The organism is Roseateles sp. FW305-36 (assembly GCF_058787015.1).
In genome coordinates, this window is sequence record NZ_JBYSZK010000012.1 from 92,318 (window position 1) to 116,000 (window position 23,683).

Consider the following 23,683-nt stretch of genomic DNA (forward strand, 5'->3'; position numbering starts at 1 on the left):
AAGGTCATGCGGCCGCGGCCAGGCGGCTGGCGGCAATCAGGGGGCGGGTGAGTCGGTAGCGGGCCAGGGCGGCGGCGCCGACCGGCACGGCATCGGCGCCGAAGCGCGACAGGGTGACCAGGGGTGGCGCCACATTGGCGGCGCTGGCCTGGCTTTCCAGCGTCCGGAAGGCGTGTTCGAGAAAGGGGGCGCCGAGTTCGACGGCGGGGCCGCCGAGCACGATGCGGCCCGGGTCGTAGGCGGCGCAGAGGTTGCCCAGCAGCAGGCCCAGATAGCGGCCGGCGCTGGCAACCGCTTCGACCCCTTCCGCCTGTTTGCCGCGCAGCCGGTGCTGGACTTCGGTGAGGCCGACGCTGCCGCTCTCGGGCAGCATGGAGCGAAAGCCGATCAACGCCTCGGCGCAACCCCGGCGGCCGCAGCTGCAGCGAGGCCCGTCGAGTTCCAGCGTCATGTGGCCGACCTCGCCGGCCAGCCCGTGAGCGCCCGTCAGCAGGCGGTCCTCGACCACGACGCCGGCGCCCACGCCGACACCCAGGCTGAGATAGATCAGCGGATCCTGGCGACTGTCGTTGGTGGCGAACTCCAGCTCACCGAGCGCCGCGACGTCGGCCTCGTTCTGCACGAACAGCGGCACGCCCTGCAGCGGCGTCGTGCGCAGATGTTCGGTCAACAGGCCGCCCACCGGCAGGTCGCGCCAGCCGAGGTTGTGGGCGAAGTGCAAATGGCCGCGCTGCTCGTCCACACCACCGGGCAGGCCGATGCCGATGCCGATGACGCGCTGGGCCGGCGTGTCCAGTCGCGCATGCACCTGCGCCAGCAGCTTGGCGGCACGCACCAGGGCGAGATGAGCGTCGCGGCCGGCGTCCAGCGGCGAGCGGGCGCGGGCCAGCACGTCGCCGGTCAGCGAGGTGGCGACGACGCTGACGCCATCGACGCCGACCTCGGCACCCAGCAGCACCAGGCGGCCCGGGTCGACGAAGAGCGGCGTGGGCCGGCGGCCCAGCTCGCCGGTGGCGACGACGTCGCGCTCCAGCAGCCAGCCCTCGGAAATCAATTCCTTGACCAGCGCGCTGACGGTGGACTTGGTGAGCTGCAGCGACTCGGCCAGGGCCGCGCGCGACTGGCCCGGCCAGGCGCTCAGCTGCCGCACGATGGCCATGCGGTTGAGGTCCTTGAGCAGATGCTGGTCGGCGGTCAGCTGCATGCCAGCACCTCGGAGGCCGCACGCGGGCGGCCGGCGTGCAACAGGGCGCCACCGATCAAGGTGACGCCGATGGCAGCGGTCAGGGCCTGGGCGGCGCCGGAGAACTTGGCGGCGACGACGCAGGCTTCCCAGTTCGCCGCGATCAGCCAGGCGAGCAGGGCGCCGAGGGTCGCCAGCAAGCCGCCCGCCGTCAGCAGGCCGCGATGGGCGCCGTGCAGGTCCACGCCGGCAGCGATGTCCACGCGCTCGAAGCGGCCGCGGAACCACAGCCAGAACAGCCCGAGGCTGGTCAGGTGCATCAGGCCGGCGAAGACGAAGACCCATTGCTGGGTGCCGGTCCACTGCACGGCGAGTGCTGCCAGCAGCGCGATGAACATGCCGCCGACGCCGCCGGCCGTGGCGCCCAGGCCGATGACGGCGCCTGAGACCCGGGTCGGGAAGAGGTCGGTGGCCGAGGTCAGCAGATTGGCCGACCAGGCCTGGTGGCAGGCGGTTGCCAGCGTGATGAGGCCGACGCACAGCGCGAAGCTCTCGCTGTAGTAAGCCAGGATGGCGCCGGGCATGCAGGCCGCGGCGATGCCCATGGCCGTCATGCGGGCGCGGCCGACGGGCCAGCCGCGCTGGAGCAGCGTGCTGGACAGCCAGCCGCCGGCGATGGAGCCGATGCTGGAGCCCAGATAGATCAGCGCGACGAGACCGGCACTCTTCAGCGGGTTCTGGCCGCGCTCGCGTTCCAGATAGGACGGCAGCCAGAACAGGAAGAACCACCAGACCGGATCGGTCAGCAGCTTCGCCGTCAGAAAGGGCCAGATGGCCTTGAAGCGCAGCAGGGCGGTCCAGGGCAGCTTGATGGCGGCCTCCTGCGCCGGCTGGCCGGCGCGGATATGGGCCAGCTCCTGGGCCGACACGCCGCGATGCTGCTCCGGCGCGTTGAAGCCGTGTTCCCAGAACACCAGCCAGGCCAGGCCCGCGCCGCCGATGGCGACGAAGGCGAACTGCCAGCCGAAGCTGACGGCCAGCCACACGGTGATGGGCGAGGCGATGACGCCCAGGGCCGTGCCCGAATTGAAGATGCCGGTGGCCAGGGCGCGCTCCTGCTGTGGGAACCACATGGCCACGGCCTTGATGGCGGCCGGGAAGTGGGCCGCCTCGGCCATGCCGAGCAGGAAGCGCACGACGACGAGGCCGATCACCGAAGCCACCACGCCGTGCAGGGCAGCGGCCGCCGACCACAGCAGCAGGGCGGCTGCCAGGCTGCGTTTGACGCCGAAGCGGTCGATGGCTATGCCGATCAGCGGTGGGAAGGCGGCATAGGCAGCCGTGAAGGCGAAGGTGATCCAGCCGTAGTCGGCATCGGTCAGGGCCAGGCCGCCGGCCTCGAGGGGCTGCTGCAGGCTGGTCTTCAGCACCGACAGCGCATTGCGGTCGACGTAGTTGATGGTGGTCGCGACGAACAGCAACGCACAGATGACCCAGCGCTGCCGGCCCAGCGACCTGGCGACCGAGCCGACCATCACGCGGCCTTGAACGCAGCCGCCCCGGGCGCGGTGGCGGGGGCGGAGGTCGCGGGAGCCGGGATGGCGAGGTCAGGGTTCAACGGGCTGTCTCCAGGGGCGTGGCGCTCGGTGGCGCCTCTTTTCGGACTTGCTACGGGCTCAAATGTAGCGCTACCATTTTGCTTTGTGCAAGCGAGAAATCTCTAACATTCCCGCATTTCCGGGGTCTTGGCCAGCACGACAACAGGAGACAGGATGAGGACTTGGGCCAAGAGCCTGGCGGCGGCGCTGCTGCTGGGGCTGGCATTGCTGCCGGCATGGGGCGCCGTGGAGGACGGCTACGACCTGTGGCTGCGCTACCGTGACCTGCCCGCGGCGGTTCAGGCGCGGGTGCTGACCCAGGCGCGCAGCATCGTCACCGCGGAACCGACGTCGCCGACGCTGCAGTCGGCCGTGGACGAACTCAAGCGCGGCGTGGCGGGTTTGACGGGGCGGGAGCCGACGTCGTCGGACAAGCCGGTGGACGGGGCGCTGATGCTGGTCACGCCCGCCCATGCGCCGGCGGGTATCGGGCTGCCTTGGACGGAGCTGGGCCGCGAGGGCTATGCGCTGCGCAGCGCGAAACTGGGCGGCCGTACCGTGACGCTGATCGCGGCCAACACCGACATCGGCCTGCTCTACGGCAGCTTTGCCTGGCTGCGCGCGGCCCGGACCGGCGCCGACCTCGCCAGGCTCGACCAGCGCTCGGCACCCCAGGTCGACCTGCGCCTGCTCAACCACTGGGACAACCTGGACCGCAGCGTCGAGCGCGGCTATGCCGGCGCGTCGATCTGGGACTGGTGGAAGCTGCCCGACCTCCGCGACGCCCGCTACGTCGACTACGCCCGGGCCAATGCGTCGCTGGGCATCAACGCCACGGTGCTGAACAACGTCAATGCCAAGGCCGATTCGCTGACGGCGCCCTTCATCGCCAAGGCCGCGGCGCTGGCCGAGGTGTTCCGGCCCTATGGCATCAAGGTCTGGCTGTCGGCGCGCTTCTCGTCGCCGGTGGAGCTGGGCGGGCTGAAGACGGCCGACCCGCTGGATCCGGCCGTGCGCGCCTGGTGGAAGGCCAAGGCGGACGAGATCTACCGGGCCATCCCGGACTTCGGCGGCTTCCTCGTCAAGGCCAATTCCGAAGGCCAGCCAGGCCCGCAGGACTATGGCCGCAACCATGCCGACGGCGCCAACATGCTGGCCGAGGCGCTGTCGCCGCATGGCGGCCTCGTGATGTGGCGGGCCTTTGTCTACGCGCCTGACACCAGCGATCGCGCAAGCCAAGGCTACGCGGAGTTCCAGCCGTTGGACGGCAAGTTCGCACCCAACGTCATCGTCCAGGTCAAGAACGGCGCCATCGATTTCCAGCCCCGCGAGCCTTTCCACCCGCTGTTCGGCGCCATGCCCAGGACGCCGCTGGCGCTGGAGCTGCAGATCACCAAGGAATACCTCGGCTTCTCGACCCATCTCGTCTACCTCGGGCCGCTGTTCGAGGAGGTGCTGCGCACCAGGCCCGATGACAAGACGGTGGCCCAGCTCGTCAAGGCGATGGCGGGCGTGGCCAATATCGGTAGCGACCGCAACTGGAGCGGCTCGCATTTCGACCAAGCCAACTGGTATGCCTTCGGCCGCATGGCCTGGGGCCCGAACCTGGCCGCAGACGCCGTGGCGCGCGAATGGGTGCAGCAGACCTTCACGACCACGCCGCATGCCGTGGACAGCATCGTGTCGATGATGACCGCCTCGCGCGAGGCGGTGGTCGACTACATGACGCCGCTGGGGTTGCACCATCTGATGGGCACTGGCCACCACCACGGCCCGGCGCCCTGGGTCGACAACCTCGAGCGGGCCGACTGGAACCCGGTCTATTTCCACCGCGCCGGCCGTGACGGCATCGGCTTCGACCGCAGCCCGCGCGGCAGCCATGCGATAGCCCAGTACCCGCCCGAGTGGGCGGCGCGCCTGGCCCGGCCGGAAACGACACCCGAAGCCTGGCTGCTGTGGTTTCATCATCTGCCCTGGGACTACAGAACTGCCTCCGGTCGCACGCTGTGGGCCGAGCTGGTGGCCCACTACGACCGCGGCGTTGCCAGCGTGGTCGCCATGCGCTCGCAATGGGATGCGTTGAAGCCCGACATCGACGCGCGCCGCCACGCCGAGGTCGCTGCCTATCTCGCCGTGCAGCAGAGCGAAGCCCGCTGGTGGCGTGACGCTTGCCTGGCCTATTTCCAATCTGTCTCGGGCCTGCCACTGCCGGCAGGCACTCAGCCCCCGGCGCGCTCGCTGGAGGAGTACAAAGCCTTGCGCTTCCCCTTCGCCCCGGGCCGGGGAGGTTGACGAAATATGATTGCGCAAACAGCCCCACCATCATTCGAGGGAACCCTTTGAAGCCATCCGCACGTGCTGGACGCAGCACCAAGGTCGCCACCATCGCCGACGTGGCCCAGCTTGCCGGGGTGTCGCCGATGACGGTTTCGCGGGTCATCAACGGCGAGCAGAACGTGAGGCCCGGCACGCGCGAGAAGGTGCAGGCCGCCGTCGCCGAGCTGAACTACGTGCCCAACCAGGCCGCCCGCCACCTGGCCGGTTCGGAGCCTATCCGCATCGGCATGCTTTACATCGACCCGACGGCCGGCTACCTCAACGAGTTCCTCATCGGCCTGCTGAACAAGGCCAGCCTGCGCCATGTGCAGCTCATCGTGCAGCGCTGCGAAGCCGCGCGCGAGGGCGAGGAAAAGCCGGTGGCCGAGATGATTGCCAACGGCATCGATGGCCTCATCCTGCCGCCGCCCTTCTGCGATTCCCAGCCCCTGCTCAAGCTGGTCGCCGAGACCGACACGCCCTCGGTCGTCGTCTCCGCCGGCCAGCCGCCCGACGATGTCTGCGCCGTCGGCATCGACGACTACCAGGCCGCCTACGAGATGACGCGCCATCTGCTCAACCTCGGCCACCACCGCCTGGGCTTCATCATCGGCGACCCCTACCAGAGCAGCAGCTCGCGCCGCCTGGCCGGCTTTCACGCCGCGATGACCGATGCCGGTCTGAACATCGCCGAGGAAGAGGTCGTCGCCCAGGGCATGTTCACCTACCGCTCGGGCCTGGACGCCGCCGAGTTCCTGCTGTCGCAGGAGCAGCGGCCGACGGCCATCTTCGCCAGCAACGACGACATGGCCGCCGCCACCGTCGCCATCGCCCACCGCATGGGCCTGGACGTGCCCAGTGACCTGACCGTCGTCGGGTTCGACGATGCGCCGCTGGCCACGACGATCTGGCCCGAACTCACCACCGTGCGCCAGCCCATCATGGAGATGGCCGGCGCGGCGGTGGACCTGCTGGTGCGCCACATCAAGGCGCGCCGCACCGGAGAGCCTCTGCCCTGCGAGCATGAGCTCAAGGATTTCGAACTGGTCCGACGCCAGTCCGACGCGGCCCCGCGGCTGCGCCCCCCATTGCGCAAAGCATGACCCCCGGCCCCGCGTGGGCCGTTTTTGCATGACGCCACTTTCCGCCCCCCGCTTCAAGCGCCTGCTGCTGACCGGCGCCGCCGGCAATCTCGGCCGCGTGCTGCGCCCGCGCATGAAGGCCTACTGCGACGTGCTGCGCCTGTCCGACCTCGCGGCCCTGGACCCGGCCGGCGACGGCGAAGAGGTGGTGCAGGCCCCGCTCGAAGACCTGGCCGCGATGCAGTCCCTGCTGAAGGACGTCGACGCCGTGCTGCACTTCGGCGGCGTCTCCATCGAGAAGCCCTTCGATGTCGTGCTGCCGGCCAATATCGTCGGCGCCTACAACGTCTACGAGGCGGCCCGCCAGCGTGGCGTCAAGCGCATCGTCTTCGCCAGCTCCAACCACGTCACCGGCTTCTACAGCCAGGGCGAGACGCTGACGCCGCAGGCGGCGCCGCGGCCCGACAGCTATTACGGCCTGTCCAAGGCCTTCGGCGAAAACCTGGCCCAGTTCTATTTCGACCGCTACGGCCTGGAGACGGTGTCGGTGCGCATCGGCTCGAGCTGGCCGGTGCCGACCGACCGGCGCATGTTGTCGAGCTGGTTGAGCTTCGACGACCTCGAGCGCCTGCTGGTCGCTGCGCTGAGCGCGCCCGTCGTCGGCCACAGCATCATCTACGGCATGAGCGACAACCGCTCGGTGTGGTGGGACAACAGCGCTTCCAAGCACATTGGCTTCAGGCCCCAGGACAGCTCCGAGCCCTGGCGCGCCCAGGTCGAAGCGGCCCAGCCCCATGTCGACCCGAGCAAACCTGAAGTGCGCTGCCAGGGTGGCCAGTTCGTGACCCTCGGTCCCTTCGAAAAAGATCCCGAAGCATGAAGATCGCCTTCACGCCGAATGCGCGCCGGCCCGACCCGGCCATCGAGGTGCTGGACGAAGCCTTTTTGCCGCTGCGCCTGTTCGCCGCCGGCGTCGAGCAGCTCGCCACCGGCCTGGCCTGGGCCGAGGGGCCGGTGTGGTTCGGCGACGGCCGCTATCTGCTGGTCTCCGACATTCCCAGCAACCGCATCCTGCGCTGGGACGAGACGACGGGTGCCGTCAGCGACTTTCGCAACCCCAGCAACAACGCCAACGGCCATGTGCGCGACCTGCAAGGCCGGCTCGTCAGCTGCGAGCACCTGACGCGGCGCATCACCCGCACCGAATACGACGGCCGCATCACGGTGCTGGCCGATCGCTATCAGGGCAAGCGCCTGAACTCGCCCAACGACATCACCTGCGCCGCGGACGGCAGCCTGTGGTTCAGCGACCCGCTGTTCGGCATCCTGAGCGACTTCGAGGGCGAGAAGGCCGAGCCCGAGCTGGCCCAGGGGGTCTACCGCATCGACGGAATGACGGGCGAACTCGGCCTGCAGCTCGACGACCTCAACGGCCCCAACGGCCTGGCCTTCAGCCCCGACGGCAAGGTCCTCTACGTCATCGAGAGCCGCGCCAGGCCGCATCGCTGCATCTGGGCCTATGACGTCGACGGCGCGCGCCTGAGAAACAAGCGCCTCCTCATCGATGCCGGCGGCCCGGGCGCCTTCGACGGCATGGCCGTCGACGTGCAGGGCAATCTCTGGTGTGGCTTCGGCAGCGACGGCAGCGCGGGCGCGGATGCGTCCCGGCTCGATGGTGTGAAGGTCTACGACGCCACCGGCAAGCCGCTGGCTCACATCCACCTTCCCGAGCGCTGCGCCAACCTCTGCTTCGGCGGCGCCAAGGGCAACCGCCTCTTCATGGCGAGCACGCATTCGCTGTACGCGCTGTATGTGAACACGCGCGGCGCGGTGGCCTAGCCAGACGAGGAGGGCGCTTGGGAGTCTGCTTTTGCGCCTACACACTGAGCGACGCCAACATCGAGCGCTTGCTGGCCGACCCGCCCCTGATCTGGAAGGTGGTCGACACCGAGGATGACAGCGCCTATCTGGCCGAGTTGCAAAAGCAATCCAAGGTCTCGTGGCTGGCCAAGCTGCTGGGCAGGGCGCCACCTGCCGTGGAAGCCCCGGGCCTGGACCTCACCGAGCACGAACTGAGGCCGGTCGATCTGGACAAGTCCTGGGACTGTTTGAGAGTCTGCCTGGAGGCCTGCGCTCCCGACGCGCCCAGCTTCTTTGAAGGCCGCGGGCAGGTCGGCCGCATCGAGGTCGGCTACGGCCCGGCGCTCTATGTGCGCAGCGCCGAGATGGCCCGCATCGCCGAGGCCTACGCCGGCGTCAGCGAAGCGCAGTTGCTGGCCGCCTATCGCTCGCTGGACCTGGGCGATGTCTACCCCAAGGGACTGTGGACGAGGCGTGACGAAGACACCCAGGCCTATCTCACCGAGAACATGGCGGAGCTGCAGGCCTTTGTGCAGCACGCCCAGGCGCATGCGCTGGGCGCCATTCTGCAGTTCACCTAGGCCGCTCCGTCCTGCCATCGGCATGCCGGGCGAAGCGATCATCGCCTTCGCCGTGCACCGGTGCCGAATCGGTCCAGGGCCAGCCGCCGAACTGGGTGCGTTGGTAGTCGCTGAAGGCCTGCCGCAGCTCCTGCTCGGTGTTCATCACGAAGGGGCCGTATTGCGCCACCGGTTCGCCGATGGGGCGGCCCTGCAGCATCAGCAGCTCGGCGACCTCGCCGCCGTTGACCAGGGTGATGGCGGCACGGGCATCGACCTCGATGGCCGACTTCACCGCCACGGGCTGGCCGTCGATGCTGATCCGCGCGCCGGCGAAGAAATAGAGCTTGCGCCGTGTGCCGTCGCCGTCAGCCGCGGGCAACACCCATTGCGCGCCAGGCTCCAGCCGCAGGGTCCACATGGCGAGGTCGGCATCCAGGCGCGAGGCCCAGGAGTCCGGCGGCGGCGCGAGCGGCTTCATGGCCTGGCCGTCGACAGCGAGGTCGCCGGCGATGCAGACGACGTCGGTGGCCCGCCCCCCGTCATCGACGAAGCGGTGCCGCGGAATGTCTTCGGACCAGAACATCGTGAAGTGCGGCTCGACCATCTTGCTGTCGGCCGGCAGGTTGAGCCAGATCTGGAACAGCTCGAGGGGGTTGGGCTTGTCGATGTGCAGCAGCGGGAACATCTCCGCATGCACGATGCCCTTGCCGGCGGTCAGCCACTGCACGTCGCCGCCGCCGAAGCGCGCGCCGGCGCCCAGCGAGTCGGAATGATCGATGCGGCCCTGGCGCACGATGGTCACGGTCTCGAAGCCGCGATGCGGGTGGGCGGGGAAGCCGGGCACCTGCTGGCCGTGATACATGCTCCAGCCGTCCTTGCCCGAAAAGTCAGAGCCTATCTGCCGGCCCTGCAGCAGCGCCGCATCCGGCCCATGGCGGCCGTTGCCGCGCGGGTAGGCGTCATCGTGGTGGACGCAGAACAGGAAGGGGTCGAGGGTCTCCCAGGGCATGCCGAGGGGGGTGATGGCGACGATGGAAGCAGGCAAGGCGGTCATGGCGCGATTCTGGGCGACGGCGCGGCCTCAGTGATTGTGTCGCGGCGGCGTGTCCACCACGCCGCGATAGGGGACGGCCAGCTCCAGGCAGGCACCGGTCGACAGCGGGCCGACCGTCGAGCGATAGATCTGCTGCCAGGGCGTCTGGCTCGCCGGCGACGCGGGCGGGCCTTCGGCGCGTCGGTGTGACAGCGCCTCGTCGCTCAACAGCACATCGCAGCGCCCGGCCTCCAGGTCGATGCGGACGACATCGCCCGTGCGCAACCAGGCCAGGCCGCCGCCGACGGCGCTTTCCGGCGAGGCATGCACGATGGACGGACTGTCCGAGGTGCCGGACTGGCGGCCGTCGCCCAGGGTCGGCAGGCTGGTCACGCCGCGGCGGATCAGCGCATCCGGCGGCTGCATGTTGACGACCTCGGCCGAGCCCGGCCAGCCGACAGGCCCCGCGCCGCGCATGACCAGGATGCAGCCTTCGTCGATGGCCAGGGCCGGGTCGTTGATGCGAGCGTGATAGTCGTCGGCGCCATCGAAGACGATGGCCCGCGCCTCGAAGGCGCCGTCCTTCAGATAGCGCGCGCGGAAGGCGGGCGAGATGACGCTGGCCTTCAGGATGGCGAAGTCGAAGAGATTGCCGCTCAGCACGACAAAGCCGGCGTCGGGCTTCAGCGGTGCGCTGACGGGGAAGATGACCTCGCGGTCGTGCGTCTCGCGACCTTGGAGGTTGGCGGCCATCGTGCGCCCGGTCACCGTGGGGCGCTCGGTGCGCAGCAGGCCTGACTGCTGCAGCTCCCACATGATGGCCGGCACACCGCCGGCGCGATGGAAACGCTCGCCGAGGAACTGCCCGGCCGGCTGCATATTGAGCAGCAGCGGTACGCGCTGGCCGACCTCGGTCCAGTCAGCGGCGGTCAACTCGATGCCGGCATGGCGGGCCATGGCCGCCAGATGCGGCTGGGCATTGGTCGAACCGCCGATGGCGGCGTTGACGACGATGGCGTCGAGGAAGGCGTCGCGGCTGAGGATGCGCGAGGGCCGCAAGTCCTCGCGAGCCATCTCGACGATGCGCCGGCCCGTCTCGTAGGCCATCTGGCCGCGCTCGCGGTAGGGCGCGGGGATGGCCGAGCAGCCGGTCAGCGACAGGCCCAGGGCCTCGGCCAGCGCATTCATCGTCGAGGCCGTGCCCATGGTGTTGCAGTGGCCGGCCGAGGGCGCGGACGCGGCGGCGATCTGGATGAAGGTCTCTTCGTCGATCTCGCCGGCCGCCAGGCGCCGGCGGCCGGCCCAGATGGCGGCGCCGGAGCCGACCAGCTGCCCTTCGAACCAGCCATCCAGCATGGGCCCGCCGGACAGCACGATGGCGGGGATGTCGACGGTGGACGCGGCCATCACCTGGGCTGGCGTTGTCTTGTCACAGCCCGTCGTCAGCACCACGGCGTCCAGCGGGTAGCCGTGCAGGATCTCGACCAGGCCGAGGTAGGCCAGGTTGCGGTCCAGGGCCGCGGTGGGGCGGCGGCAGTTCTCGAAGATGGGATGCAGCGGGAACTCCATCGCGATGCCGCCGGCGTCGCGGATGCCGTCGCGCACGCGCTTCGCCAGCTCCAGATGGATGCGGTTGCAGGGGCTCAAGTCGCTGCCGCTCTGCGCGATGCCGATGATGGGCCGGCCCGAGCGCAGTTCGGCGGGCGTGAGGCCGTAGTTCATGAAGCGCTCCAGATAGAGCGCCGTCATGTCGACATGGTCGGGGTTGTCGAACCAGTCCTGGGAGCGCAGGCGCTTCATGGCGCACGGTTCCGCAGATGCTTCATCAGCGCGCCAACGCCATAGGTCCACGGCGGCAGGGCGTCGCTGCGCTGCACGGTGTTGACGAGGCCGCCCAGAGCCGGGCTTGAAATCGTCACGCGGTCGCCCAGGCGATGCGTGAAGCCGGCGCCCGGCGCGCCGCGGTCCTGGATGGGCGAGAACATGGTGCCGAGGAAGAGCATGAAGCCGTCGGGGTATTGGTGGTGGGCGCCGCAGGCATGGCCCACCAGCTCCAGCGGGTCGCGGCTGATCTCCTGCATGCGGCTGAGGCCTTCCAGCACGAAGCCGTCGTCTGCGCCTTCGATGCGCAGGCTCACCTCGGCGGCCCGCACCGTGTCCAGCGTGAAGTGCTCGCCGTCGAACAGGCGGATGAAGGGGCCGATGGCGCAGGAGGCGTTGTTGTCCTTGGCCTTGCCCAGCAGCAGGGCGCTGCGGCCTTCGATGTCGCGCAGGTTGACGTCATTGCCCAGGGTCGCGCCGATGACCTCGGCGCGGCCGTTGACGGCCAGCACGACCTCGGGCTCGGGGTTGTTCCACTGCGAATCGGGATGCAGGCCGACGGCCGCGCCGAAGCCGACAGCCGACATGGGCTGAGCCTTGGTGAAGACCTCGGCGTCCGGGCCGAGGCCCACCTCCAGATAGGGCGACCAGGCGCCGCGGGCGACGAACTCGGCCTTGAGGCGCTGCGCGGCTTCGGAGCCGGGGCGGATGGTGGACAGGTCGCTGCCGATGCTTTCATGCAGTTGCGCGCGCAACTCGTGGGCGCGGGCCGCATCGCCGCCGGCCTGGGCCTCGATGACGCGTTCCAGCAGGCTGACGGCGAAGGTCACGCCGCAGGCCTTGATGGCCTGCAGGTCGCAGGGGGCGAGCAGGCGAGGGGCCAGGGCCTGGACCGGGCCGAGCACTTCACCGGGGGCGCTGCGGGCGATGTGCAGCAGCTCGGCATGGTCCAGCAGCTCGGCCATGGTCGACGCGTGGCGCGACAGGTCGACCAGTTCGCCATGGCGCACGGTGACCAGGGCCGGGCCGGCCACGTCGGGGCGCCAGACGCGGCCGAGCAGCAGGGCGCGCTCGGCGTCGGCGGGAAGGAAAGAAGTCTCGGCGGCGGGGTTCATGCCGAGATTGTGAGCGCTACCTAAAGGATCAGGTACTCGGGATAGCGCTGCTGGATCTCATCCACCGAGGCCAGGGTGCCGGACAGGTGTTCCCGCACGGCCAGCTGGGCGGCTTCGGCATCGCCTGACTCGATGGCTTCCAGGATGGTCAGGTGGCCGGCCATGATGGACTCGGCCTTGCCCTCGGTCGGCACATGGAGCAGGCGCAGGCGGTCGACATGGCCCGACATGCGCGTCACCACCGCCCACAGCCGCGGCAGGCCGGCAGCCACGTACATCAGACGGTGGAATTCCTTGTCGGCCGCGATGAAGGCGGGGTAGGCCTTGCTGGCGGCGAGGTCCAGCTGGCGCGACAGCTGGGTGCGCAGCTCCGCGATCACCGCCTGGTCATGCGACAGCGCCAGCAGGCGCGCGATCTCGATCTCGATCGAGCGGCGCAGGAAATGCGCTTCGCGGGCGGCCGGCACGTCGATGCGGCTGACCTGGGTCGTGTACTGGGCGCGGATCAGCACCAGGCCCTCTTCGCTGAGGCGGATGAGGGCGTCGCGCACCGGCGTCTGGCTGACGCCGAACTTCTGGGCCAGTTCGCCGCGGTCCAGCGCGCTGCCGGGCGCCAGCTCCAGGGAAATGATGGCGGCTCGAAGCGCCTCGACGACCTGGGGTGCCGCGTGGCGGGTGGGATCAAGCGTGGTGTTCATCTCAGGTGGAAAGCCGAATCTGCCGCCGACACGCGAAGGCTGGGGGTCATTGTCGTCGCGAGCCCCACGCATCCCCGGCGTGTGAAAGCGCTTGTCGACGCCTCGACTGGGGCGCAATTCTGAGGCGCGTCCGGCCCTGCTGGAGCACTAATACATTAGTACACACCCTCGTTGACGACGGAAGTTGGTGAACGTAAATTCAAAAATGTGCGCGCTACCATTTGATGGTGCCGACGTCATAAAACCAATCAGGAGACGAGATGAACAAGAGCTTTTCGCGGCCGAACCACCGCACCCGCCTGGATCGCCAGTTGGCCCTGGGCACCACGCTGCTGGCCGGCCTGATTTCACAGGCCTATGCGCAGACGGCGCCGACAGCATCGACCCAGCAACTGGAGACGGTCGTCGTCACCGGCATCCGCAGCTCCTTGGCGGCCTCGGCGCTTGCCAAGCGCGACAACATCGGCCTGTCGGACTCGATCCACGCCGAAGACATCGGCAAGTTCCCGGACAACAACCTGGCCGAGTCGATCTCGCGCATTCCCGGCGTCCAGGTGAACCGCGACGTGACGGGTGAGGGTTTGAACATCCAGGTGCGCGGCCTGGGTTCCAACTTCACGCGCATCCTGATGAACGGCGCCCCCGTCGCATCGGCCTCCACGAGCCTCACCAGTGCCGGCAACGCCAACCGCGAAGTCGACCTGGACTTCATGCCAGGCGACCTGTTCTCGCGCATCACCGTGTCCAAGAGCCCCACGGCCGGGATGCTGGAAGGCGGTATTGCAGGCGTCGTGAACATGCGCAACGCCCGCCCGTTCGACAAGCCCGGCACGCGCGGCACCGTCAAGCTGCAGCTGGCCAAGAACGACCCCGCGCCCGATCCCAGCACGCGCGGCACGGCGATCTTCAGCACGACCTTCGGCGACACCTTCGGCGTGCTGGCCGGCGTGTCCTTCGCCCGCAACAAGATCACCACGCGCGGCTTCGAGGACGGCACGGACTGGGTGACGCCGCGCCTGACCAACCCCCTGCAGACCGGCACGGGGTCCTCGACCACCAACGGTGCCTGGGGCATCCCGACGGCAGTGCCCGCCGCGGCAGCCGGCACCTATGGCTCGACGACGTTGACGGCCAACCAACCCGTCAACATGGCCCTGCTGCGGCAGCTGAACCCCAATGCCACCATCCAGCAAATCGACAACGGCTATATGCCGCGCCTGCCGCGTCCGGTGAACTTCGCGGGTGAGCGCAACCGCGCCAACGCCCTGCTGAGCTTCGAGTTCCGCCCGACCGCGGATTTCGACGCCTACCTTGACATGCTGACCGGCAGCAAGACCAGCAAGCAGGAGCGTGCCGACTTCGACATCAACGTTCGCAACAGTGCCGTCATCCCTTCGGCCATGAGCTATGACCGCAGCGACTGCTCGGTCTACTGCTTCGTGACGGGCGGCACCCTCCTCAACGGCACCGGCTTTCTCGAATACCGCCGGATGGACGAGAAGAGCAGCTTCACGTCCCTGAACCCGGGCTTCGAATGGCATATCTCCGACAAGTGGACGCTGGACGCTCAGGGCAATATGGCCAGCAGCAAATTCAGCCGCCTCGCGCCCACCATCCTGGTCCCGACCGACGCGGCCAAGCCCTTCACGGTGAACATCGGCTCCAACGGCAACTTCCCGGTCTATACGCCCAACGGCTTCGACCCCAACAATCCGGCCCTCTACACCTGGGACCACCACGGCAACGCGACGGGCGCCCAGATCAGCATCAATCGCGAAGACCGCTCGATCCAGACGAGGGGTGCACGCTGGAACCTGGCCTGGGGTGACGAGAGCCTGACCGTCAAGGGCGGCATGGCCTATGACACCTACCACCGCCTGATCACGCCGTATACCGACGATGGCCGTCTGCAGAACGTCGTCTGCGGCGGCAACCTGAACGTGCGCATGTACGCGCCCAACACCACCAACCCGAATGGCTGCGTGATCACGCCGGTGACAGCCAACCCGGCGACGCAATACCCGGGCTACGGCCAGGGCTCGACGGCCGGGGGGCCGGCGCTGGCCTATCAAGGCTCGGCCGTGCCTGACATCACCAAGTACCTGGTCCCCGGCCCCAACGGCTTCGTGGTGATTGACTGGAGCCGCTTCGCTGGGGCCACCGGCTACAACAACATCACCGCCAACATGGTCCAGGTCGCGGGCAGCAACGCCCTCAGCGGGACCTCCCCCCAGGACTTCACCGAAAACGTCGCCGGCAGCTACATCGAGGTGGCTGGCCAGACGCGCATCTTCGACCGCCAGCTGCGCTATGACGCGGGCCTGCGCCGCACACACACCATGCAGACGGTCGGCGCCTACACCGGCAATGTGGCCGATCCGCGCAATGCAGGCCTGACCAATGGGGGCCTGTACCCCAACCTTGTCACGGAGACGACCGGCCGGACTTCATACAGCAACACCCTGCCCAGCGGCACGCTGGCCTACAACCTGACTGACGACATGATCGTCCGCGCGGCGGCTTCGAAGGCCATCACCCGCGCTGACCCCAAGGCGCTGCAGCCGCTGAGGGCGACGTCCAATGACGTGGCCCTGTCGAACGCCACAGCCACCAACCCGGGGCTGAAGCCCTTCGAGTCCAAGAACCTGGACATGGGCTGGGAGTGGTACACGGACAAGAAGGGCAGCTATGTCGCAGCGGCCTATTTCGACAAGAAGATCAAGAACTTCCCGCGCACTGTCGTGCGCCAGCTGACGCTGACGCAGATCCGTCAGGAGTTCGGTGCCGACTCGCTGCAGTACGCGGCGGGCAGCGCGATCGACCTGGCGGTGACTGCGGCCGGCGGCCCCGACAAGTTCAATATTCCGCTGTCGCAGCCGGTCAACACGCCCGACGTCCTGAAGCTGAAGGGCTGGGAGTTGAGCTGGGCGCAGTCGCTGGACCGCTTCCTGCCGGTCAACGGCCTGGGCTTCTACGCCAACTACACCCGCACCAAGCAGGACGCGGGCACCAGTGGCCAGGTGCCGATCGGCGCTGCGCCGTACACGGCCAACCTGACCGTGTACTTCGAGAACAGCCGCGGCTCCATCCGCCTGAGCAACAGCTACCAGGCCCGGACCCCGTTTGAGTCGAAGAACACGGATTCCATCCCGGCGGGCACCATGCTCAAGTACAACAAGGCCTACTACCAGGCGGACCTCTCGACCCGCCTCGAAATCGGCGACTGGGTGGGCTGGAACAAGGGCGTGTCGCTCAACTTTGACGTTGCCAACCTGAACAAGGCCACGCAGAAGTCCTATATCCAGGAAGAGCTCGCCGTGCGCAGCTACTGGAATCCGGGCCGTACCTATCAGCTGACCGCTCAGATGAAGTTCTGATCGGCGAACCAGCTTCTGACGCTTTCCTGTGTGTCTCCGCCAGCGGTCCGGGTGTGGCCCGCCGACGGTTCGATGAGGGCCACCGCCGGCCGCAGCCGACGGAGGTCCTCATCTTTTTCTTTGTGCCGCCCGCGTCGGCGCTTGCCCGCTGGCGCCCTGACGGCGAGGTTCAGGACCCGGGCTGGAAATGGCGCAGGGCCGACATGGCCATGCGCACGACGTTGCGCGTCTCGGCCACGCCGGCCCCGCCCTTGGCACTCAGGCGCAGGCCGCGCACGACGGTCATCACGAAATCGGCGGCCGCCGTTTCGTCGAGGCCCGCCGGCAGTTCGCCCTGGGCCTTGGCCCGGGCCAGCGTGGCGGCGACCTCCGCCCCGGATTGCCGCGCGCCCTGGCGCAGGATGGCGGCAACCTCCTCGTCCTTGACGCCGATCTCGGCCGCCGTGTTGACCGACAGGCAGCCGCGCGCGCGCGCCGCGCCGGTGGCCGTCGCGATCCCCGTCAGCAGCGCCTCGACGCCCTGCAACGGCGTCGGCGCCGAACCCAGCACCTTCTGCAGCGACTTGATGCGCTCGGCCTGGTAGGCCCGCAGCGCTTCCAGGAAGAGGCCGCGCTTGCTCTCGAAGGCGTTGTAGAGGCTTTGGCGACCTATGCCCATGGCTTCGACGAGGTCAGGCATGCCGGTGGCCTCGAAGCCCTGGCGCCAGAACACCTCCATGGCGCGCGCCAGCGCCTCGTCGCGGTCGAATTCGAGCGGTCTTGCCATGGACTGAATTGGACTTGTTTTTGAACGATCAGTCAACAATAATGAAAACCAACCGACGCCGACCTCGCCATGAGACGACTGCTCACCCTCTGTTTCGCCGGACTGGCCCTGTGCATGGGTGCCTGGGCCGCGCCGCAACCCACGCTGGACGGTGGCGGCGAATGGATCAACTCGCCGCCGCTGACCCTGGGGGGCCTGCGCGGCAAGGTCGTGCTGGTCGACTTCTGGACCTATTCCTGCATCAACTGCCAGCGCACCCTGCCTTATCTGAAAGCCTGGTCGCAGAAGTACGGGCCGCAGGGACTGGTCGTCATCGGCGTGCATGCACCGGAGTTCGGCTTCGAGCGCGACGTGAAGCGGGTGCGCCAGGCGGCGATGGACGGCCAGCTCGCCTATCCCATCGTGCTGGACAACGACTTCAGGATCTGGCGCGCCTTCAACAACCAGGCCTGGCCGGCCCTCTACTTTCTCGACGCCCAGGGCGGCGTGCGGCACCAGCAGTTCGGCGAGGGCGACTACGAGGGGGCCGAACAGCGCATCCGCGAACTGCTGAAGGAGGCGGGCAGGGCGGCGGACGGCGGCATGGCACAGGTAGCGCTGACGGGCATTGGCGCCGCGCCCGACCTCGCCAACGTGCGCTCACCCGAGACCTATCTCGGCCATGCCCATGGTGCCGCGCGCGCCATCCTGCCCGATCGCATCAAGCGCTACGCCGGCGGCAACCCACCCCTCAATGAATGGGCCTTGTCCGGCGACTGGATCGTGCGCGGGGAGTTCGCCGAGCTGGCCAGCCCCGTGGGCGGCGTGCTGCTGCGCTTCCACGCCCGCGACCTGCATCTCGTGCTCGGACCCAACGTCGACGGCAGGCCGCTGTCCTTTCGCATCACCCTCGATGGCAAACCGCCGGGCGCCGACGCGGGCCTCGACGTCGATGCCGAGGGCCGCGGCGTCATCCACGGCGAGCGTCTCTACCAGCTGGTGCGCCAGCGCGGCGCCGTGCGCGAACGCAGCTTCGAGATCCGCTTCGACGCGCCCGGCGCGCGGGCCTATGCCTTCACCTTCGGTTGAGGAGACTCCCCATGGACATGCCTTCCCCCAAGACGACAACCGCGCCGACGCGCATCGCCATCTCCTTCGGCCGCATGCTGGTGCTGGCGCAGCGCCGCTTTCGTGCCCTGCAGCCGTCGCCCGCGCCTAGGACCCTGCCCGATCCGCCGCGATGACGACGCGGTCCCGGCCGGCATGTTTGGCGGCATACAGGGCGGTGTCGGCGGTCTCGATCAGCGCCTGGGGCTGTTCGCCATGGCGCGGATGCAAGGCCAGGCCCAGTGAGGCGCTGAGCGGCCCGAGCGGCCGGCCGCCATGCACGAGCACGAGGTCGCGCACGGCCTGAAGCAGTTCCTCGGCACGGCGCAGGGCCAGTTCGGGCGTCAGCTCGGTCATCAGCACGACGAATTCCTCGCCGCCGAAGCGGCAGACGACGTCGCTGGAGCGCACCCGCGACTCCAGTGCGCGGGCGACCTGCTGCAGCACCAGGTCGCCGGCTTCGTGGCCATGCTGGTCGTTGAACTGCTTGAAGTGGTCGACGTCGATCAGGGCCAGCGCCAGCGGCTGGCCGCTGCGGCGCGCGCGGGCCAGTTCGCGACGCAGCGACTCGTCCATGAAGCGGCGGTTGTAGAGGCCGGTCAGAGGGTCGCGGATGGACTGCAGGCGCAGCGTCTCGCGCAGCCGGATATTGGCCAGGGCCAGCCCCATCTGCTCGGCCAGGGCCACGGCCAGGCGCTGGCGCATGTCGCCCTGTTCGGCCTCCGGCGGCGGGCCGCGGTGCAGCACCAGCAGCAGGCCGAAGGTGTCGCCCTGGGCGACCAGCGGCAGGCAGTTGCTGGTGACCTCGCGGCCCGCCAGGCGCAGATGCGGGCAGCAAAGCGGCTGGCCACCGCCGTCAAGCTGGTGCGGCCGGCCGCGCCGCAATGCCCAGCATTCCTGGCCGCCGAAGCTGGCCTCGGCCTCCGCGAGCTCACCCCAGCCCAGCTGCTCCTCCAGCAGATCGCTGCCCGGCGTCAGCAGATACAGCGCACCGCCGCTGCCGGGAAAGAGGCGGGGGCCGTAGCGACCCAGGCAGTCGTAGGCCTCGCGCGGCGTCTCGCAGGCCTGCAGGAAGCTGGACAGCTCGCTGAGCAGGCTGACCTCGCGGTAGGTCTGACGCACGACGACGAGGCTGGACTCGAGCTTGTCGTTGACGGCGCGCAGGGCGGCCTCGGCCTGCTTGCGTGCCGTGATGTCGTGGGAGACCCAGAGCGTCCCCTGCGACGGGTCGTTGACATCCATGGCTTTGCCATGGGCGCTGACCTCGATGAGGCGGCCGTCCTTGGTCAGCAGCTGGGCCTCGGTCATCCAGACCTCACCGCGGTTGAGTGCCTCGTAGCCGTCCCGGCCCAGGGCCTCGAAAGCCTCGTCGGACGGGAAGAAGACCCGTGTCGACAGCCCCGTCAGCTCGCCCGGCCCGAAGCCCAGCATCTCTTCCATGGCGCGGTTGCAGCGCATGGTGCGGCGGTCGCGCACGAGGTGGATGCCGGCGTTGGTGTTGTCGAAGATGGCCTGCAACTCGAACAGGGCTTGCTGCAGCGCGCGCTCGCCCTCCTTGCGGGCCGTGATGTCCTCGGTGATGAAGATGGTGCCCTTGCTGCCGTCGTTGGGGTCGATGGCCTTGGCCAGCATGCGGCACCAGAACAGCGAGCCGTCGCGCCGCTTCATCTGCAGTTCGACATCCAGGCGCTGGCCGCTGCTCAGCACCGGAACGGCCTGGCGCCCCAGTTCCTCGAAGGCCGCAGCGTCCGGGTAGACGATGGACGTCGGCAGCCCGACCAGCTCGTGCGCCGGCCAGCCGAACATCGCGTCGAAGCGCTCGTTGCAGTGCAGAAAGGTACGGTCGCGCGTGAAGGTGATGCCCAGCGACGCGTTGTCCAGGATGGCCTGGTACTCCAGCAGCAGCTGCTGGCGCGCTTCCTCGGCCTGGCGGCGTTCCGTGATCTCGATGCCGACCCAGATCGTGCCCTTGGAGAGGTCCTGCGGATCGATGGCCTTGCCGTGGCTGCTGCACCAGATGCGCCGGCCGTCCTTGCGCACGGCCACCGTGTCGCCGACATAGGCCTCGCCCGCCAGCACGGCCGCACGCGTCGCCCGGCCATAGGCCTCCCAGGCCTCGTCGGACTCGAAATAGATTCGCGTCGACAGCCCGACCAGCTCGCCCGGCCCATAGCCCAGGATCTCCTCCAGCCGCCGGTTGCAGCGGGCGACGCGGCGCTCGGTGTCGACGACGATGATGGCAACGGTCGCGTTGTCGAAGATGGCGCGCTGCTCCAGCAGCGTGCGTTCCAGCTCGCCCGTGCGCTGTTCGACCAGAGCTTCCAGATGCGTCTGGTAGCGCTGCAGCTGCTCCTGCTTGCGCTGTTGCTCGATGGCGATGGCGCCCAGCTGCGTGGCCACGGTCAGCAGCTCCAGCTCGCCGGCGCTGGGGGTGCGCACCGCCTTGTAGTACATCGCGAACGAGCCCAGCACCCGGCGCTGCGTCGAGAAGATGGGCGTGGACCAGCAGGCGCGAAAGCCCTCGTGCTCGATGAGGCCCTTGTAGGCGGCCCAGCGCGGGTCGGTGCAGATGTCGCTGACGATGACGGTCTCGGCGCGCGCCATCGCGCTGCCGCAGGAGCCCGCGTCGGGGGCGATGGCAAAGCCGTTCAGGGCCTGCAGATAGGCCGGCGGCAGCCGCGGGCCGACGCCGGGGCGCACATGCACGCCGTCTTCGTCGAGCAACAGCACCGAGCAGTACAGGCCGTCGGATTGCGCCTCGATCAGCAGGGCCAGGCGCTCCAGCGTGTCGGGCAGTGCCGCGCCGCGGGCGATCATCTCGAGCAGCTGTCCCTGCCCGGCATAGAACGACATGGGTGCCAACGACATCGCCATCCTCCCCGATGGTCTTCCCGCCGCGGGGCATCTTAGGAGTCGGTGGCTCGAGGCGAGCCGGGGTTTCCCGGGTTGCGCCGGGGTGGTCAGCTTGCAGAAACAGGCCGCCTGGGCCGCGCCGCCGCCACGTCGGCCAGCAGCAGCTGCAGGGTCAGGGTGGCGAGCAGGGTGGGTGCCAGTTCGGCCTCGGCCCCGGTGACCAGCTGGACGGCGCTGGAGGCCTGGACGCTCTCGGTGACCCACACGCCGTCGGCCCCGCTGTGCGGTACGGCCTCGCGGCCCAGGGCCAGGCAGACGGCGGACGAGGCCGGCTGCGGATCTCCCGGCAGCGCCGGCCGCGCGGCCAGGCCGGCCCGCCACAGCGACTGCAAGGCCAGCTCGCGCAGCGGTGCGCGGGCGCTGTCGGCCAGCACGACGATCTGGCTGGCGTGCGTGAGCGTGCTGACCGCCCGGCCCAGCGTCGCGCGGTCCAGGCCGCGCAGGGCCTGGGTGCTGCGGGCCAGCAGCGGATGGCCGGTGCTGGCGGCGTCGTCACCGACGGCCAGGCTTTCGGCCAGGGCGCGCTTGAAGGCCTTCACGCCGTCGAAGCCCAGGGCGCGGCAGAAGCGAATGACCTGGGGCTGGCTGACCTGGGCGGCGTCGGCGAGCCTGGCGGTGGCGGTCTCCAGTGCTGCGCTGGGGTTGGCGAGGACGATGTCGGCGACACGGCGTTCGCAACGCGTCAGGTGCGTGTAGGCGCCGCGAATCTGCGCGCAGACGGCGCCGCTGGCGGGTGTGTGCAGGGCCAGGTCCAGGGCTCGCGCCGCGCCCGTCCAGCCGGCCTCGTCTTCCGGCGCCAGACGCAGCGCACGAGCCCAGGGCACGGTGCACAGCGTGGCCAGGCCCAGGCGCTTGCTCAACGTGTCGGCGGCAAGCTCGGTGTCCGTCATCAGCACGGCGTGATGGACCGGGCGGTGCAGGGCGGCGAGGGCGTCGGCCAGCGCCGGTGCCAGCTGGGTGCCGTCCTGGATGGCCTCGTCGCGTGCATGGGCGCGGCGACCGTCGGCGTGCAGCAGCACGGTGCTCAGCCGCCCGTCGCGCCAGCAGGCCAGCAGCCGTGGCCAGGGTTGGGCGTCCATCAGCTCTTGAAGAGGCCGGCAAAGCGCCAGCCGTAGCAGGCGATGCCGGCATAGCAGAGGGCCGGCACGCCGAAGGAAGCCTGCAGGCCGATGACGTCGGCGGCGTGCCCCTGCACCAGCGGCAGCAGGGCGCCGCCGACGATGGCCATGCACAGCAGGCCCGAGCCTTGAGCGGTCTGCGCACCCAGGCGATGCACGGCCATGCTGAAGATGGTGGGGAACATGATGGAGTTGCACAGGCCGACGGCCAGCAGGGCCCACATGGCGACGGGGCCGTGGGTGGTCACGCCGACGACGAGCAGCGCGACGGCCAGGGCTGCATGCACGGCCAACAGGCGGCCGGGTGCCATCACGCGCATGACGGCCACGCCGATGAAGCGGCCCACCATGGCACCGCCCCAGTAGAGGCTGAGGTAGGGCGCGGCCGTGGCGGCGCTCAGGCCGGCGGCCTCCTGCATGAAGTTGATCAGCAGGCTGCCGATGCTGACCTCGGCGCCGACGTACAGGAAGATGGCGACGACGCCCCAGAGCAGATGAGGGTGCGAACCCGCCACCGCCATCGCGGAGCCGCTGGCCGGCGCAGTCTCGTCGGCGATGCGTGGCAGGCGGGCCATTGCGAAGAAGCCAGCCAGGGCCAGCAAGGCGAGGGCGAGCGCCAGATAAGGCCCTTGCACACTGCCGCTCGCTCCCGCGGGCAGGATGAGCACGCCCAGGGCTGGCGCGACGGCCGTGCCCAGGGAGTTGAAGGCCTGGGTCAACGTCAACCGGCTCGAGGCCGTGCGCGGGTCGCCGAGTGCGGCCACATAGGGATTGGCCGCCACCTGCAGCACCGTGATGCCGGCCGCCAGCACGAAGAAGGCGAACAGGAAGAGGGCATAGCCGGCGCCGACGGCGGGCAGGAAGAGCAGGCAGCCTGTGGCCGCGACCGCCAGGCCCGCGACGGCGCCGCGCTGATAGCCCAGGCGCTGGATCAGCCGGCCGGCCGGCAGCGAGACCAGGAAGTAGGCACCGAAGAAGCAGAACTGCACCAGCATGGCCTGCAGATAGCTCAGCGTGTACAGCGCCTTGAGGTGAGGGATGAGCACGTCGTTCAACGCCGTCAGCAGGCCCCACATGAAGAAGAGCAGGGTGACGATGGCGAGGGGTGCGCGCGATGTGGCTGGCGCCGGCAGGGCGGAGGCGGGGACAGACAT

Annotated in this window: 18 protein-coding genes; 8 read left to right on the plus strand and 10 right to left on the minus strand. The window is 69.2% G+C overall.

The genetic code is table 11. The annotated features are described in order from the left end of the window. Positions 1–4 precede the first annotated feature (4 nt). Together AC3WOE_RS21080 and AC3WOE_RS21085 are read right to left on the minus strand one after the other, a co-directional pair. Entirely contained in the window at positions 5–1,204 is a 1,200-nt protein-coding gene (locus AC3WOE_RS21080) for an ROK family transcriptional regulator (protein ID WP_492693236.1), read from the minus strand. After that, on the minus strand, positions 1,195–2,718 hold the full coding sequence (locus AC3WOE_RS21085; RefSeq protein WP_492693385.1) for an MFS transporter: 1,524 nt from the start codon (positions 2,716–2,718) through the stop codon (positions 1,195–1,197). The genes AC3WOE_RS21080 and AC3WOE_RS21085 overlap by 10 nt, the downstream gene beginning before the upstream one ends. Positions 2,719–2,955: 237 nt before the next feature. Here AC3WOE_RS21085 and AC3WOE_RS21090 point away from each other — a divergent pair, with 237 nt between their 5' ends. Genes AC3WOE_RS21090 through AC3WOE_RS21110 form a run of 5 tightly spaced genes read left to right on the plus strand, consistent with a single transcriptional unit; the run spans position 2,956 to position 8,620 of the window. After that, on the plus strand, positions 2,956–5,073 hold the full coding sequence (locus AC3WOE_RS21090) for an alpha-glucuronidase family glycosyl hydrolase (RefSeq protein ID WP_492693238.1): 2,118 nt from the start codon (positions 2,956–2,958) through the stop codon (positions 5,071–5,073). A gap of 47 nt (positions 5,074–5,120) precedes the next feature. Next, positions 5,121–6,200 carry a LacI family DNA-binding transcriptional regulator gene (locus AC3WOE_RS21095; RefSeq protein ID WP_492693240.1) on the plus strand — a complete coding sequence of 360 codons (1,080 nt, stop codon included), beginning with the start codon at positions 5,121–5,123 and terminating at the stop codon, positions 6,198–6,200. Between the two features lie 28 nt (positions 6,201–6,228). Beyond that, a complete protein-coding gene (locus AC3WOE_RS21100) occupies positions 6,229–7,059 on the plus strand; it encodes an NAD-dependent epimerase/dehydratase family protein (RefSeq protein WP_492693242.1) in 831 nt (276 codons plus the stop codon). After that, a complete protein-coding gene (locus AC3WOE_RS21105; protein WP_492693244.1) occupies positions 7,056–8,018 on the plus strand; it encodes an SMP-30/gluconolactonase/LRE family protein in 963 nt (320 codons plus the stop codon). Before AC3WOE_RS21100 ends, AC3WOE_RS21105 begins: the two co-directional genes overlap by 4 nt. Positions 8,019–8,035: 17 nt before the next feature. Further along, on the plus strand, positions 8,036–8,620 hold the full coding sequence (locus AC3WOE_RS21110) for a DUF1877 family protein (RefSeq protein WP_492693246.1): 585 nt from the start codon (positions 8,036–8,038) through the stop codon (positions 8,618–8,620). Here the strand turns inward: AC3WOE_RS21110 and AC3WOE_RS21115 are convergent. From AC3WOE_RS21115 to AC3WOE_RS21130, 4 genes are read right to left on the minus strand one after another with little or no spacing between them, the layout of a single operon-like run. Continuing rightward, positions 8,613–9,656 carry a pirin family protein gene (locus AC3WOE_RS21115; RefSeq protein WP_492693248.1) on the minus strand — a complete coding sequence of 348 codons (1,044 nt, stop codon included), beginning with the start codon at positions 9,654–9,656 and terminating at the stop codon, positions 8,613–8,615. The two genes, AC3WOE_RS21110 and AC3WOE_RS21115, sit on opposite strands and share 8 nt — an antisense overlap. Positions 9,657–9,683: 27 nt before the next feature. Then, positions 9,684–11,435, minus strand: a complete 1,752-nt coding sequence (locus AC3WOE_RS21120) for an IlvD/Edd family dehydratase (protein WP_492693250.1) — start codon at positions 11,433–11,435, stop codon at positions 9,684–9,686. Next, on the minus strand, positions 11,432–12,571 hold the full coding sequence (locus tag AC3WOE_RS21125) for a fumarylacetoacetate hydrolase family protein (protein ID WP_492693252.1): 1,140 nt from the start codon (positions 12,569–12,571) through the stop codon (positions 11,432–11,434). Before AC3WOE_RS21125 ends, AC3WOE_RS21120 begins: the two co-directional genes overlap by 4 nt. A 20-nt stretch (positions 12,572–12,591) precedes the next feature. Further along, positions 12,592–13,269: a GntR family transcriptional regulator gene (locus AC3WOE_RS21130; protein ID WP_492693254.1), complete on the minus strand. Its 678-nt coding sequence runs from the start codon at positions 13,267–13,269 to the stop codon at positions 12,592–12,594. A gap of 260 nt (positions 13,270–13,529) precedes the next feature. Here AC3WOE_RS21130 and AC3WOE_RS21135 point away from each other — a divergent pair, with 260 nt between their 5' ends. Beyond that, positions 13,530–16,646, plus strand: coding sequence for a TonB-dependent receptor (locus AC3WOE_RS21135; protein WP_492693256.1), 3,117 nt, complete (start codon positions 13,530–13,532; stop codon positions 16,644–16,646). Between the two features lie 169 nt (positions 16,647–16,815). On the opposite strand, the gene AC3WOE_RS21140 is transcribed toward AC3WOE_RS21135, so the two are convergent. Then, positions 16,816–17,412 (minus strand): TetR/AcrR family transcriptional regulator, encoded by a 597-nt coding sequence (locus AC3WOE_RS21140; protein ID WP_492693258.1) that lies wholly within the window; start codon positions 17,410–17,412, stop codon positions 16,816–16,818. A 69-nt stretch (positions 17,413–17,481) separates the two neighbouring features. On the opposite strand from AC3WOE_RS21140, the gene AC3WOE_RS21145 reads away from it, so the two are divergent. After that, complete coding sequence (locus AC3WOE_RS21145; protein ID WP_492693259.1) at positions 17,482–18,480, plus strand: thioredoxin family protein; 999 nt, start codon at positions 17,482–17,484, stop codon at positions 18,478–18,480. Positions 18,481–18,491: 11 nt separating this feature from the next. Next, on the plus strand, positions 18,492–18,635 hold the full coding sequence (locus AC3WOE_RS21150; protein ID WP_492693261.1) for a hypothetical protein: 144 nt from the start codon (positions 18,492–18,494) through the stop codon (positions 18,633–18,635). Here the strand turns inward: AC3WOE_RS21150 and AC3WOE_RS21155 are convergent. From AC3WOE_RS21155 to AC3WOE_RS21165, 3 genes are all read right to left on the minus strand, one after another. Then, entirely contained in the window at positions 18,607–21,366 is a 2,760-nt protein-coding gene (locus AC3WOE_RS21155) for a diguanylate cyclase (protein ID WP_492693263.1), read from the minus strand. The two genes, AC3WOE_RS21150 and AC3WOE_RS21155, sit on opposite strands and share 29 nt — an antisense overlap. A 92-nt stretch (positions 21,367–21,458) precedes the next feature. Continuing rightward, positions 21,459–22,490, minus strand: a complete 1,032-nt coding sequence (locus AC3WOE_RS21160) for a MurR/RpiR family transcriptional regulator (RefSeq protein WP_492693264.1) — start codon at positions 22,488–22,490, stop codon at positions 21,459–21,461. Then, positions 22,490–23,683: a sugar MFS transporter gene (locus tag AC3WOE_RS21165; RefSeq protein WP_492693266.1), complete on the minus strand. Its 1,194-nt coding sequence runs from the start codon at positions 23,681–23,683 to the stop codon at positions 22,490–22,492. Before AC3WOE_RS21165 ends, AC3WOE_RS21160 begins: the two co-directional genes overlap by 1 nt.

Excerpts from the sequence above, each read along its gene's own strand:
- AC3WOE_RS21130 (WP_492693254.1), bottom strand. The coding sequence starts at position 13,269 with ATGAACACCACGCTTGATCCCACCCGCCACGCGGCACCCCAGGTCGTC.
- AC3WOE_RS21125 (WP_492693252.1), bottom strand. The coding sequence starts at position 12,571 with ATGAACCCCGCCGCCGAGACTTCTTTCCTTCCCGCCGACGCCGAGCGC.
- AC3WOE_RS21105 (WP_492693244.1), top strand. The coding sequence starts at position 7,056 with ATGAAGATCGCCTTCACGCCGAATGCGCGCCGGCCCGACCCGGCCATC.
- AC3WOE_RS21150 (WP_492693261.1), top strand. The coding sequence starts at position 18,492 with ATGGACATGCCTTCCCCCAAGACGACAACCGCGCCGACGCGCATCGCC.
- AC3WOE_RS21120 (WP_492693250.1), bottom strand. The coding sequence starts at position 11,435 with ATGAAGCGCCTGCGCTCCCAGGACTGGTTCGACAACCCCGACCATGTC.
- AC3WOE_RS21115 (WP_492693248.1), bottom strand. The coding sequence starts at position 9,656 with ATGACCGCCTTGCCTGCTTCCATCGTCGCCATCACCCCCCTCGGCATG.
- AC3WOE_RS21140 (WP_492693258.1), bottom strand. The coding sequence starts at position 17,412 with ATGGCAAGACCGCTCGAATTCGACCGCGACGAGGCGCTGGCGCGCGCC.
- AC3WOE_RS21145 (WP_492693259.1), top strand. The coding sequence starts at position 17,482 with ATGAGACGACTGCTCACCCTCTGTTTCGCCGGACTGGCCCTGTGCATG.
- AC3WOE_RS21155 (WP_492693263.1), bottom strand. The coding sequence starts at position 21,366 with ATGTCGTTGGCACCCATGTCGTTCTATGCCGGGCAGGGACAGCTGCTC.
- AC3WOE_RS21100 (WP_492693242.1), top strand. The coding sequence starts at position 6,229 with ATGACGCCACTTTCCGCCCCCCGCTTCAAGCGCCTGCTGCTGACCGGC.
- AC3WOE_RS21165 (WP_492693266.1), bottom strand. The coding sequence starts at position 23,683 with ATGTCTGTCCCCGCCTCCGCCCTGCCGGCGCCAGCCACATCGCGCGCA.
- AC3WOE_RS21160 (WP_492693264.1), bottom strand. The coding sequence starts at position 22,490 with ATGGACGCCCAACCCTGGCCACGGCTGCTGGCCTGCTGGCGCGACGGG.
- AC3WOE_RS21135 (WP_492693256.1), top strand. The coding sequence starts at position 13,530 with ATGAACAAGAGCTTTTCGCGGCCGAACCACCGCACCCGCCTGGATCGC.
- AC3WOE_RS21090 (WP_492693238.1), top strand. The coding sequence starts at position 2,956 with ATGAGGACTTGGGCCAAGAGCCTGGCGGCGGCGCTGCTGCTGGGGCTG.
- AC3WOE_RS21085 (WP_492693385.1), bottom strand. The coding sequence starts at position 2,718 with ATGGTCGGCTCGGTCGCCAGGTCGCTGGGCCGGCAGCGCTGGGTCATC.
- AC3WOE_RS21080 (WP_492693236.1), bottom strand. The coding sequence starts at position 1,204 with ATGCAGCTGACCGCCGACCAGCATCTGCTCAAGGACCTCAACCGCATG.